Source organism: Chitinophaga sp. (genome assembly GCF_036566945.1).
In the GTDB taxonomy this organism is placed as follows: Bacteria; Bacteroidota; Bacteroidia; order Chitinophagales; family Chitinophagaceae; genus Chitinophaga.
Genome location: NZ_DATCVJ010000985.1, coordinates 1 through 13,659, shown reverse-complemented (window position 1 = coordinate 13,659; position 13,659 = coordinate 1). Strand labels below are relative to the sequence as shown.

At 46.5% G+C, this 13,659-nt stretch carries 10 protein-coding genes; 2 read left to right on the top strand and 8 right to left on the bottom strand.

The genetic code is table 11. The features are described 5' to 3' along the window. The first annotated feature begins 95 nt into the window (after positions 1-95). Entirely contained in the window at positions 96-896 is an 801-nt protein-coding gene (locus tag VIP81_RS29480; protein WP_331970232.1) for a HipA family kinase, read from the top strand. Further along, positions 874-1,260 (top strand): DUF3037 domain-containing protein, encoded by a 387-nt coding sequence (locus VIP81_RS29475; protein WP_331970229.1) that lies wholly within the window; start codon positions 874-876, stop codon positions 1,258-1,260. The genes VIP81_RS29480 and VIP81_RS29475 overlap by 23 nt, the downstream gene beginning before the upstream one ends. Before the next feature lie 73 nt (positions 1,261-1,333). Here VIP81_RS29475 and VIP81_RS29470 read toward each other — a convergent pair whose 3' ends face one another. From VIP81_RS29470 to VIP81_RS29435, 8 genes are all read right to left on the bottom strand, one after another. Then, the gene (locus VIP81_RS29470; protein ID WP_331970225.1) at positions 1,334-3,808 is read right to left on the bottom strand and encodes a glycoside hydrolase family 95 protein; all 2,475 of its coding nucleotides are present in this window, start codon (positions 3,806-3,808) and stop codon (positions 1,334-1,336) included. Positions 3,809-4,096: 288 nt separating this feature from the next. Continuing rightward, on the bottom strand, positions 4,097-6,355 hold the full coding sequence (locus tag VIP81_RS29465; protein WP_331970222.1) for a DUF7133 domain-containing protein: 2,259 nt from the start codon (positions 6,353-6,355) through the stop codon (positions 4,097-4,099). Between the two features lie 12 nt (positions 6,356-6,367). Next, a complete protein-coding gene (locus tag VIP81_RS29460; RefSeq protein WP_331970220.1) occupies positions 6,368-6,784 on the bottom strand; it encodes a c-type cytochrome in 417 nt (138 codons plus the stop codon). Between the two features lie 178 nt (positions 6,785-6,962). Next, complete coding sequence (locus tag VIP81_RS29455; RefSeq protein ID WP_331970217.1) at positions 6,963-9,488, bottom strand: hypothetical protein; 2,526 nt, start codon at positions 9,486-9,488, stop codon at positions 6,963-6,965. A 144-nt stretch (positions 9,489-9,632) separates the two neighbouring features. Next, complete coding sequence (locus tag VIP81_RS29450; protein ID WP_331970214.1) at positions 9,633-12,014, bottom strand: ABC transporter permease; 2,382 nt, start codon at positions 12,012-12,014, stop codon at positions 9,633-9,635. Positions 12,015-12,258: 244 nt separating this feature from the next. Next, entirely contained in the window at positions 12,259-12,849 is a 591-nt protein-coding gene (locus tag VIP81_RS29445; RefSeq protein ID WP_331970211.1) for a zeta toxin family protein, read from the bottom strand. Then, the gene (locus VIP81_RS29440) at positions 12,836-13,117 is read right to left on the bottom strand and encodes a hypothetical protein (RefSeq protein ID WP_331970208.1); all 282 of its coding nucleotides are present in this window, start codon (positions 13,115-13,117) and stop codon (positions 12,836-12,838) included. Before VIP81_RS29440 ends, VIP81_RS29445 begins: the two co-directional genes overlap by 14 nt. A gap of 41 nt (positions 13,118-13,158) precedes the next feature. Then, complete coding sequence (locus VIP81_RS29435) at positions 13,159-13,368, bottom strand: hypothetical protein (RefSeq protein WP_331970205.1); 210 nt, start codon at positions 13,366-13,368, stop codon at positions 13,159-13,161. Between the last annotated feature and the right edge of the window lie 291 nt (positions 13,369-13,659).

The window sequence follows — 13,659 nt, the reverse complement described above, 5'->3', positions numbered from 1 at the left end:
ATCTAAATCAGTATAATCCTGAACAAGACAAAAATTCGCTGCAAAAAAATGCGGATATTTGATACTTATTAATGAAAACAATAACCAGATATTAGATGATAGATGATATTCAACTTCAGCTAAGGACTGTCAATGTAACCCGCTATGTAACGCCGTTGCGTGAAGGGGGCTCACTGCCGGCAATAGCCGAAGCAGATGACGGATTCCTGTACGCACTTAAGTTCCGGGGAGCCGGGCAGGGCGTAAAAGCCCTCATTGCCGAATTGATCGGCGATGAAATAGCCCGCGTGCTGGGATTAAAAGTGCCGGAACTGGTTTTTGCCAACCTGGACGAGGCCTTTGGCCGCACGGAGCCAGACGAAGAAATACAGGATCTCCTGAAAAGAAGTGTGGGACTCAATCTTGCCCTGCACTATCTCTCCGGTGCCACCACCTACGACCCTACCGTTAATACCATAGCGCCGGCACTGGCTTCGCAGATTGTGTGGCTGGACTGTCTGCTTACCAACGTAGACCGTACCCCCCGCAATACCAATATGCTGATGTGGCGCAATGAATTATGGTTGATAGATGCAGGTGCTGCCCTCTACTTCCATCACTCCTGGCATAACTGGCAGGAACAGGCCCTACGCCCGTTTGTGCAGGTAAAAGACCACGTACTGTTGCCGCAAGCCAGTGAACTGGAAAGCACAGATGCCGCCTTCCGTTTGCTACTAACGCCTGAGCGTATACGTGCCATCGTGAATATCATACCCGATGAATGGCTGGTAATTGATCACTCCGACGAATCACCGGAAGAACGCAGGCAGGTTTATTTTGAATTTTTAACATCGCGGATCAGCCACTCCGAAATTTTTGTAAAAGAAGCACAACATGCAAGACAAGCACTTATATGAATATGCCGTAATACGCGTGGTACCGAGTGTAGAGCGGGAAGAATTTTTGAATGTAGGTGTGATCCTTTATTGTAGGCAGCAAAAATTTTTACAAGCCGTATTCACGCTGGATGAAGCAAGATTACATGCATTTTCTCCAACAACAGATATCAATACCATCCGGCCTTACCTCGAAGCTTTTGTGGAAATCAGCAAAGGCAGCAAAGCAGGTGGCCCCATCGCCAAACTGGATATAGCAGGACGTTTCCGCTGGCTCACTGCTACGCGGAGCAGCATTATTCAAACATCGAAAGTACATCCGGGTTTTTGCAATGCCGATGCGGAAGCTACGCTGATGCGGCTGAAAGCACAGCTGGTGGATTAACAATTGTATTAGATTTAATAAAGACGCCGGACTACATAGTCCGGCGTCTTTATTAAATACAATAACATACTTTCTATTTCTTCGTAAACGTATACACCTGCCCGACCTTTGTAGACAAGTCATATTGCATCGTTTCTTTCAGCGTGTCTATCTCCACATTTGCTTTCGGGCTTATCTCCGCTTTCGCTGTTTCGTCTGGTTGGAAGAATACATTCAACTGATCACCACTGACTGCTTTCAGCTGTCCGTTTTCTTTTAACGCATTGGGTACACGCAGGCGCAAATTGCCGCCCAGTGTGGATACGATCGTGATTTTACTCAGCTGTCCGTTTTCCCAGATCATTTCTTTGATTTCAAAACCACCCCTTGCACGTAATCCGCTTACACGGCCATTCTTCCAGTCGTCCGGCAGCGCAGGTAATAAATGAACGGCGCCATCCTGGCTTTGCAGCAGCATTTCACAGATCCCGGCCGTGCAACCAAAATTACCATCTATCTGGAAAGGAGGATGTGCATCGAACAGGTTGGGATAAGTACCTCCACCGCTGTTTTCGCCTTTGTTCACCCCGGCAGGTGTGAGTTGATCTTTGATGAGTTTCCACGCATGGTTGCCATCCAGCAAACGTGCCCAGAGATTTACTTTCCAGCCCATAGACCAGCCGGTAGAAACGTCGCCGCGCTGAATCAGGGACGTACGCGCGGCCGCAAATAATTGGGGTGTGCGATAAGGAGAAATCTGGTTGGCAGGATACAGTCCAAATAAATGCGACACGTGACGGTGTTTATCATTTGGATTGTCCAGGTCCTGCAGCCATTCCTGCAATTGCCCGTATTGTCCAACCTGCATAGGCGGCAATCTTTTGCGGGCAGCCTTCATTTTTGCTACCAGTTCTTTATCGGTGTTCAATGCTTCTGCGGCATGAATGGTATTTGAAAAAAGATCGAATACCAGCTGATTATCCATCGTAGCGCCGGCAGTAATCGATTCGCCGGGATGTGCCTTGGGACTATTTTCCGGCGACATGGAAGGTGCTACCACCAGCCATTTATGCTCCGGTTCTTCTACCAGGAAGTCGAGGTAAAATTCGGCAGCGCCTTTGAGTGCAGGATACACCGTTTGCAGGTATTTCTTATCACCACTAAATGCATATTTTTCCCAGAGATGACGGCTTAACCACGCGCCTCCCATGGGCCACATGCCGTAGTAGATAGGATCTACCGGGCCGGTAATCCGCCACAGGTCTGTATTATGATGAGTTACCCATCCTCCGGCGCCATACATTGTCTTCGCTGTTTCACGACCGGTAACCGACAAATCTTTCACCATTTGTACCAGTGGCTCATGCATCTCGGTCAGATTGGCTTCTTCTGCCGGCCAGTAATTCATTTCTGTGTTGATGTTGATGGTATACTTGCTACCCCATGGTGGATTCATGAGCGGATTCCAGATGCCTTGCAGGTTAGCTGGCTGTCCGCCGGGCTGTGAGGCCGCAATGAGCAGGTATCTGCCAAACTGGAAATACAATGCTACCAGTTGCGGATCGTTGCCGTGTGCAAAGTCCCTCACCCGGATATCGGTAGGATTTTTTATGGAGTCGGTGCTACCCAGGTCGAGTTGCACCCGGTTGAAAAAATGCTGATAAGCTGTGATATGATCTTTCAGCAGGGCGGTATAGTTCTTAGGCCATACCTTGTTCATATACGCGGTAGTACGTTTAGCTTCATCGGCGCTGATGTCGGCATAGTTCACGAAGTTGGTGGCAATGGAAACATACACCGTTACGGCGTTGGCGCCGGTGATCTGGATGGCATCGCTGCTACCGGCAGCGGTGCCGCCTTCGGTTTTAAAACGTATCTGCGATTGGAATTTCACTTTGCCGGGAACACCGTCTTTGTCGCCACTGATACCGGACAATACCAGTTCATTATTACCATTCACCGCCACGGTCGATTTTTGCGGACTCTTTACCGATGCCGCAAAAGTGATACTGCCTGGCTTATCGGCGCTAAGCCGGATGATGATAGCCTGATCCGGAATTGATGCAAATACCTGCCGGGTGTATTTCACACCGTTTACCCTGTAAACGGTGTTGGCTACGGCTGTTTGCAGGTCCAGCTCCCGGGAATAACCGGTATACTGTTCATGACCAGGGAACGTCAGTTGCAGATCTCCTACCGGCTGATAACACATACCGTTGATTTTCTCCGACTGGATATTTTTTGCCGCCAGCTGATTCGCTTCTTTTGTTTTACCGGCAAAGATCAGCTGCCTGATTTCCGGTAGCGCAGCTAAGGCATGTGGATTTTCGTTTCGGTTCGGGCTACCACTCCATACCGTATTTTCGTTTAGCCGTATTAGTTCGGCTTCCGGATTACCATATACCATAGCGGCCAACCGGCCGTTACCTACCGGCAGTGCGGCTTCCCATACCTTACCGGAAGGATGGTCGTACCATAGTTTCAGATCCCGCTGTTGTGAAAACACCGGCACGGATGCCAGCAGGGATATCACGTAAACGGCTATACTTTTTGTTGTTTTTCTTTGCATGAGTATGTTCGTTAGTGGAATTTAAGACGCATGTCTGATCATTTAAATCATTGCTGTGCGAGTTTTGTCTTTCTCAGGATTATACTGATTTAGATGATTTTCAAGATTTTTTTTTGGATTTTTATAAGATGGAAAGATTAGCGAAGATAAGTTAGGATTTTTACAGGATTTAAAAGAATTAGCGAAGATGAATATAATGTCAATCTTCGCTAATCTTTTTAAATCCTGTAAAAAAAATCTTGAAAATCATCTAAATCAGTATAATCCTGAGAAAGACAAAAACTCGCGTTATTTACCCGACTGTTCCAGCTCTTCCAGTGTCCAGAGTTTATCTCTGCCTGCTACTGCGGCTCTCATCTGTTTCACATTTTCCACTTCCACTACCGGCGATTTACCTCTTTCGTTTTTGCCGAAATTATAGCGTACGTAGCTTAAGATAGACGCCACCCATTCATCGGAGTTAGCTGCTCCAAAAGGGGCCATTACATCGGTGTAGGTTTTGCCATCAATAGGACCGGATAAACCATTGAGCAAAATTTTCATCATCAGATCCTTGTTGCCGCTTACGCGTTTGGAGCCTACAAAAGGTGGTGCAGCCGCGGTGTTGCCACCAACAAAAATACCTTTACCATCCGGACCATGACAGGTAGAACAGAGCTGCTTGTAAATAGCGGCACCGTTGAGGATTAGGTTACGATGTGCTGCAGGCATATTGGCCAGGCGGCTACCGAATAATTTGGTATTGGTATTTACTTCTACGCTATTGGCTACGCTGTGCAGCATGTTGGTATAGGGAGAATTATTGACCATGGCCACTTGCAAGGCTTTAGCGTTGGCTGATTTGCTGGCAGCCAGCGACAGTACCATTTGTATTTGCACGGCTGCGGCGGGGTCATTTTTCAGGGCCGCCAGTTTGCCGATCATCTCTTCATCATCGTTTTTCAGATAGCTTTCACTGATCCACACCGCCGCTTTTCTCACCTGTGCATCCGGATCGTTGAAGGCGGTAAAGAGTGTTTGTTTATCGATGGCATGTAATCCTTCCAGGGTCCAGAGTGCGTGAATACGTGCCAGGGCACCGGTAGTTTTGCCAATGCTGGCATGTTGACCAGCAGCAATTGCTTTCAATGCAGGTACTACTGACAGGTCGCCGTTGGCGATAATTTCTTTCTGTGCATTATCTCTCCACCAGCCATTAGGATGATCGAGCCAGGTGATTAATGTGTTGCCGCTGGCGTCCAGCAGTTGTGGTTTGGCGTCGGGTTTATAGCCATCATGCACCAGTCGGTAAATACGGCCACGGCCAATATTCTTATCCAGTCCTTTTTGCAGGATGCGCGGGCGCAGGAAGCTGCCTTCGGCTGTCCAGGTGGCTTCCTGGATGATGCCGCGGTACATATCTACTATATAAAGACAACCATCCGGGCCGGTGGTGGTATTCACCGGGCGGAAGTTCATATCATAGGAGGTGATAAATTCCTGTTGTCCTTCGTAGGCATTCTTCAGGGTGATCTTACCATCTACCTCCGACACTTTGGCCCTTCTGATCAAACGCCCTACAGGCTCACAGATCAGCAGATCTCCTTTCATATCTGCCGGTAAGGCATCGCCTCTGAAAACGGATTGTCCGCAGCTGGCGGTAAAGTGATTCAGGGTGGTGTCCGGACGCAGGCGGTTCATGCCGCCCTGTACATCCGGGGTGGCAATGATAGGCCATACCGCCAGGAAGTCTTTGTTGTACTGATCGTTGGGATTCAGGAAACCATAAGCGGGGTTGATCTGAAAACCGAGTGCAGGAATTTCGGCGCCTGCGCTGGAAAAATACATACGGCCATAGTCATCGTTGCCGAGGCCCCATTGGCCGCCGGGTGAGTTAGTAAGACTATCAGGTACCAGTTTACCCGCTACATAGCGATACCGTACCGGGTCGCAGCTTACATAAATCCAGTTATCCATGTTCCAGACAAGGCCGCTCTTCTGGTGTTCCAGGTTGCGCGTATCGGGTTTGTCGTTTTTGTATACCAGTTCCCTGGCATCTGCTATCCCGTCGCCGTTGGTGTCTGTATAACTCCAGATGTTATAGGTAAAGGTTTCATTGACCAGCAGTTTATGCCCAATGCAGAGCATCATGCGGGGTAGTACGAGACTGTCGATGAAGACCGAACTTTTATCCATGGTACCATCGCCGTTGGTATCTTCCAACATAGAAATACGGCAAATGGGCTGGTTTTCGCCGGTACCATTGATATCCTGCATATACGTGCGCATTTCCGCCACATACATGCGGGCGTTGCCATCCCATACAATGGCCACCGGTTCTTTGATCATCGGCTCGCTGGCCACCAGCTGCAGGTGAAATCCTGCCGGCACCTGGATAGACTTCATACTCTCCTTCACCGACTGAAAAGCGGGGGAGGGATGTGGGTTCACAATAATGTTCCCGGCCGCATCGCGCTTTACACCGGCCGTTTTATTGGAGACTTTACACTGATAAATAAACAGGCTGAATCCTGACAACAGGATCACCAATAATGTGTTTCTTTTCATTTACGTGGAACTTTATTTTGCATTTAGAGAGAGAATATATGTCACCATCTTTTTCACATCAGCGGCTGCCAAAGCCGGGTGTGCAGCCATAGGCACTGCGCCCCAGGTACCGGAACCACCGTTGATAATTTTTGTGGACAACAGGTCGATGTTAGTAGCGGAATAAGGGTATTTCTTCGCCACATCTGCATAGGCAGGGCCTACTAGCTTGGTATCTACCTTATGACAAGCCAGGCAATCAGATTTTGTGAGCAATATTTTCCCCTCTTCCACATCTTCTTTTTTAATGGCCGGTGCAGCAGCCGGTTTGGATTTGGCGGTGGACGCCGTTTTCGCAGGCGCTTTTTTGGCGGCTGTGCCGGGCTTGGTTTGGGCAATCGCGGAACCCATCATCATCAACAGAAAAAATGGAATAGCTAAACGTTTCATGGCAGCAATGTAGATTTATAGAATACAAAAGGAATTTCTCTGCAAGTAAGGCACAAGGAAATAATAAATGATTAATAAAAGATTAATCTGGCGGGAACTATCAAAATAACGGCAAAAAAAAATAAAAAACCATTAATAAAGCCATTAATGGCGGGATAAGGAGGGCTGCTGGATAAGATTAGGCAATGGTTTGCTGGAAGTCGGCCGAATAATCTTCCCCATATAATTTACGGTACTCCCGCACAAAATTTTCAAAGGTAGCGCGTGCCAGGGAATGTTTCCCCTGCAGTACTAAGGCTTTGCATTTCACCCGGATCACATCTTCATTCACCGCATCGAAGGCATAGCCGTAATCGGCCATCCGGATCAGGAAGGCGGGATCTTCTTTTATATCCACTGCGGCGGCGTAGTGCAGGTAGCGGTCTGTTATTTCGTTGGCGATCTCTGATTTGAAAGGGTCCAGCCAATCCTGTTCATCGGTAGGCAGGAAACTACCCCGATGGATGATATCGCCCAGCTGTATCATCCCCGATCGGGAAGCCCGATCACCCTGACGGATACCCGATAAATATGCCAGGTAATCGATGTACAGCGGCGCTTCGCCGGTTTTTATTTTCCAGTAGCCAGTATCTTTGGAGAGCTCACACCCTTTTATTTTATCCAGGATATTTTTGAGTTTGGCGATGTTCACCGCCAGGTTATTCCGCGCGCTTTCCGGTGATTTATCGAACCACAGCTGTTCTTTCAGCTTTTCAGCACTGATTCCTCTTTCCCATTTAAGGGTGTATAGGAGGATGATAAGAAACAATTCTTTGACCAGCGGGGTAAATAATTTTGTGATGTCATTCCCCTCCTCATCGAATACCTGGAAATCTCCAAACAGGTAGATGGCATTTTTCAGGGGTGAGGGCTCCGCGATGTCTTCCGTTGTATAGTCAACCAATGTGGCGGGGGCATCTCCCGACATTCCCTTCCTTTTTAATAAACCTACACCAATAACGCCCAATAGTAAACCGGCAGTCAGTATACTGATGGCCAGCAGCCAGGCTTTTCCTATCCTTGCCGGCGGAGGCAGGGCAGTTTCTAACGGAAAAGGAGGATCGTATAGAGAATAGATATTGACGGTGGTGTTGGTATGATCGTCCGGACTATACAGCGTAACGGCTACAAATCGTTTGGCAGCAGGACTGTAAAAAAGATCTGCATAAGCATCTACATCCTGAAATTCAAAAGGGATGGGATTACCCACTGTGGTAAACACCGGCTTATGCAGCGAGCCTTTGATCATCTGCAGCCCGGAATTAAATTTATGCTTGGGAAATATTAATCCGAAATACGATTGCTCCGCGGAATCGATCACCAGTGAATTGGCAAAGACAAATTCTTCGGTATCCTTTTTCAGTTCATACAACTTTTTAAAAGTGCGGGAGCGGGCATCGAAATATTGCAGGTCGTATAAGTTTTTAGGATTCAGTACCTGTTTACCGGAGGCGTTGCCATATCCACCAATCATATACAGGCCATTGGCATCAGCGCCGGCAGCCGCCAGGTAACGTGGGGTGATGCCACTGCCTACAGAATCAATACCAGTGTTGCCGTTAGATGTCACTGCCTTGCTGTAGATATCACTCTTGTATAAAAAGAAGCCATAGCCGTTGAAGGTATAGAGCATACTATCGCCCTGCAGGTACTTATTAAAGTGGCCGTAGCCGGAGGAGCGGGCCGGGGGCTCCAGGTATTTATTCCAGCTGAGGGAATCTACTTTCAGGCTACCCATTCTTTTCAGGTCAAGGGAGAAAGTATAGATTTCACGGGTACTTGCATTATATAGCGATTGGTAGGCGTTGAATAAATTTTGTCGCCCGCTGGTATAGACGGCGGGTACTACTTTATTGGGGAGCAGGTGGTAACTGAATAAAGAATCGCAGCTGATGAGGTACAAAATACCTTCCTGCTGATTGAATGCTACGCTCACAGGCCCTTTCACGGACAACCGCTGCAAAGGTTGCCAGTTGCGATGCATCTTTTTGATCCACACTGGATTCACGGCGATTCCTGGTTGCCGGCCCAGCGAGTCGGCGGCCACCATGCCGGCTTCTTCATTCAGCGGCCACACATAACGAAGCGCGCCCTGTTCATTCATCCGTACATTACGGATCTTCATGGGAGGCACGTCTGCATTCTTAAAGGTCTTGTAATCATTTGCGCCAAAAAACACCCGGTAGCACGACTTCTCCGGAACACCGATCCGCTCCCGGAAAGACTCCTGATCCCTGACCACCGTGAGCATCCCCTGCCGCGCATCAAATTGCAACCGGATCTGGTGCCAGTCGTCCTTTTTTCCCAGGTCAGGTATATTGAAAGAAATGCCGGAATAGCTATCGCCGATAATTAGCCGGAAGTGTTTATCGCCAAATTTGGGATCGTAGTCATAGAGGATATCAATATTCTTCTCCTCATTCTGTATCACCCGGACTACATAGCCGAAGTAATTTTTTTGTTGGGGTATAAAAGAGATCTCAAAAGATAATTCAAAGCTATTGGTAAAACATAAAGGCTGCTCCGCGCCCAGTGCCAGCCCAGTTCTTTTGTCGGGTATGGCCTCATGACTGCAGAATCCCAGGCCATCCGTTTGACCGGATGCGGTGAACACGCAAAACATCAACCCAAAAAAACACAGACAAAAATCGTGGAATTTTATCATTACCGGCTTTACTTAAATAGACCCTATAGTAGTGGCAAGAACTGGTAAAATACAAAATTTCACCATAGTATGGCACTCCTGGCAGGGAATCAAAAGTAAAGGGAATCTGATTTATTCCAAAACCGTTTAAAATATTTTGGGGCCTTACTCTGCCCGCATACTTTTTACCGGATCTGCGAGGGCCGCTTTTAACGCCTGATAGCTGATAGTGCCCACCGCAATGATCAACGCAATGATTCCTGATACCGCAAACACCCACCAGCCAATGCTGATGCGATAAGCAAATACCTGCAACCATTTATGCATACAATACCAGGCTATCGGTGTAGCGATGATAAAGGAAATGAGGACCAGTTTCAGGAAATCGCGGGATAACAGGTTCACAATGTCTGTGACCGAAGCACCCATCACTTTACGGATACCGATTTCGCGGGTACGCTGTACAGCGCTGTAGGAAGCTAATCCCAGTAATCCCAGACAGGAGATGATAATGGCCAGCAGCGCGAAATTGAAAAACAATTTCCCAAACCTTTCTTCTGTGCGATACTGCCGGTCGAAAAATTCATCGAGGAAAAAATAGCTAAAAGGCCGGTTGGGCATCAGTGCGCGCCATTCTCTTTCTATGGCCTTGAGCGTACCTGACAAATCACCCGGCGCCACATTCACCGAAATCATGTCGCAGTCCTGCGGCTCAATACGCATGGTGAGAGGCTTAATATTTTCCTGCAGGGAACGGAAATGAAAGTCTTTCACCACGCCAATGATCACGCCTTGCCGCCCCCACTGCCGGTATCCCCTGCCCACCGCTTCTTCCGGTTTGGCATAACCAAATAGTTTGGCCGCCGCTTCATTGATCATCATCGCATTGGTAGTATCGGTGCCAAACTCCCTTGAAAATCCACGGCCCGCTACTATTTTAATATCATATTGTTGCAGGTAGTCATAGTCTACATCATACAGGTCCAGGTTAGCCACCTGCATATCCCCTTGTTTATTCACGATCTCTGAATAAGCACCGTTTGTTTCTCCTCCAGGCACGCCAGAGGCCATACTCACCGAATTCACTTTCGGCAACCTGGCGATGGCCTCCTTTAGCGCATTTTTCGCCATATCTCCATGCGTGTCCACCACCAGCATTTGATTTTTATTAAAGCCAAGGTCTTTGTTATGCATATAACGCATCTGCAGCGATACGATGATAGTCCCAATGATCAGCGCAATAGAGATAGCAAACTGTGTTACCACCAAACCCTTACGCAGGAAAATACCTTTTGTGCCCGTAGCAAATCGTCCTTTCAATACCGTTACCGGTTTAAAAGAAGAAAGTACCAGCGCAGGATAAATGCCCGCTACCAAACCAATCACGATAGCAGATACTAACAGGATCAAGATATAGGATGGGTGCGCCAACGGTCCGGCTGCAATGGTTTTACCGGCCAACAGATTGAACGTGGGCAGCAAACACGCAAATAAAACCACTGTTAACACAAACGCAATTAAACATAACAACACGCATTCACCAATAAACTGCCGCAGCAATTCAAATTTGGTAGCCCCCACCACTTTGCGGATACCGATTTCTTTTGCCCGCTCTACCGACCGGGCCGTAGTAAGATTGATAAAATTAATACAGGCAATGAAGAGAATAAATATAGCGACGATAGAAAAAATATATACATTGGTAATGCTGCCTTTTTCATAGGCAGAATACTCACCGGAATACAAATAAATTTTTTCCAGCGGCTGTAACTTCACCGTATAAAACATTTTTGCCCGCTTTCTTTCTTCCCCGTTATGCCGTTCAATAAAATCCGGCAACTTGGCCTCCAGCGAAGCCGCATTGGCATTAGGTTTCAGAAGCAGAAAGGTCACGGCGCCAAAGTTGCCCCAGGACTCATCAATGCGCGGATTATCTTTTATCAGAGAACTCATAGATACCAGCATATCTGCTTTGATCTGCGAATTCTCCGGCATATCTGCTATTACCCCTGTCACTGTATTCGGCACGAGTCCACCGGTCAGCAATACCGTTTGACCAATCGGATCTGCATCTCCGAAATATTTTTTCACGGCAGAATTACTCAACACTACACTGTTTACCGCCTGCAAAGCCGTGGCCGGATCGCCTTTCAACAACTTAAAATCAAATACCCTGAATATCGAAGAATCGGCAAACAAAGAACGTTCTTCCTGGAAACTTACATTTCCTCTCTTCACCAGCAAATTACCTCTGCTAAATCTTGTAAACGCTTCTATTTCCGGGAAATCATGCTGCATATTAGGACCAAAAGGCCAGGGCGTAATACCTCCCCTGATCAATTCACTGGGCGTTTGCACATCACAGGTCACCCGATAAATGCGATCCCTTTTGGCATGAAAATTATCATAGCTTAATTCAAAATGTACATAGAGAAAAATGAAGAAGCAAGCAGTGAGGCCCACGGTAAGCCCTAATACATTAATCAAAGAAAAGACTTTGTTTCTCCAGAGATTGCGCCAGGCAATTTTGAGATAATTTTTAAACATGCGTGTTAGTTGAGAGGATGATCCCGTACACAGTAGCCGGCGGAGGAGTGCGAAGAGAATGCCAGGGTGCAGGTATTTTGGAATCAGGGGTTATTGGATGGTGGATATTTTTAATTTGTTCGATTGGGGACGGGGAGGTGTTCGGAAATGGACAGGGGGAAAATGTGAATTTGTTCGTTGTTTACTTTTGTTTCAGCATGTGATCTGAGATAATCCGGGCGATTGAAGGCAACCCTTTTTTAACCTAATTTTTTTTCAAGGCCAATTCATTGGCAAACAATACCTGATTGTCCTCAAGTTTAGCGAGCATAATAGGTCTCACCATTCCATCATAAAGGCATATAACTTTAAAAGTATCCTTATAGTTATTGATATGCTCAAGGTTTTTTTCATAAACACCCTTAATCGTTCTTGCATCTACCGTATGCCCACCCTCTTTCACTCTTTGTCTTACCCGCTGTTCGCAATCTTTTATCTTATCCAGGCACAAATAATTTAGCTGAATTTGATATCCCTTATTATCAAAACGATCAATATACTTCCAATAGTCAGGATGGGACAATGGAGTCTCCAGAACAAAGTGTTGACTCCCCTTAATAGCTTCGTCCATTTTTGTTATCAGAAAATCCTCCATCATTTGGGCGGATTGGACCTTTACCTGGTCAGGAGATAAACCTTTATTTTTAAGTTCTTTTTCAAAATTCGTGCGGGTCAGGTCTCTGTCAAAGGGTAACACGCCATTAAATCGGGCAGGTAACATGGATGCAATATGCGTAGACTTACCTGCACCATTAGGACCTGAAATGACAAGCAAGGTTGGCTTAGAATAATCCATTAGCTTTCATGAAGTTTTCTCTGATCCGATTCGCCTCCATATCTGATAAATTTCTTACAAATCGTGTTTCGATATCTGCTCCTATGGTAAACACCTCCTGAATTTCTATGTGACCGTCAGCAAATTCATAAAAGCCTTGTCCTTCAGGTAATTTATCAGACAAAATCAAAAAGGGGAGGTTATTACTAAAGTTTCGCTTTCTCAACCGCTCAATAGTAGCAGCGAATTTCTTGTTCTGCTCTTCTATTTCGTATTCAAAATCAGTCATATCTAAATGCTTAAAATATGGTCAAATCTTTTGTAAAGATACTAAAATATGCGTTCAAATCCGGCATCAAACAGAGAAAGTCTACACAGAAGTTCCTTTGGCAACGGGTATTTCGCTAACGTCTCCTTTGCTGCAGCAGCTTTATTAATAAAGAACTCCTCTTGACTGTAATCTCTCATAGTAGCACATACCGTTATTTTGCCTTTTTCAATATTCACGACTTCCTTTTTTCTATAAAATTCAAAATACATAACCGCTTATTTTTAGTTGATAAAAATAGTACTATTTTAGCATACAAACAGGTGATTTAAGTAACAAAAAAAGGTGGCACCACTCCCGTGATACCACCTTCAAAAAAACATCTCTCCCTTACCCTTTCTTCTTCAAATCTATCGTCACGGTATGTAGATGTTTACCATGCAGCTTTTGCCGGTAGACCCGGAAGTTTTCAAACCATTGGTAGCGATACCATAGGTCAGGTTATATGCCATGTCACCAATTACACCATCTTTGATGTTGGTAGCTTCACCACCGGTAGCTCC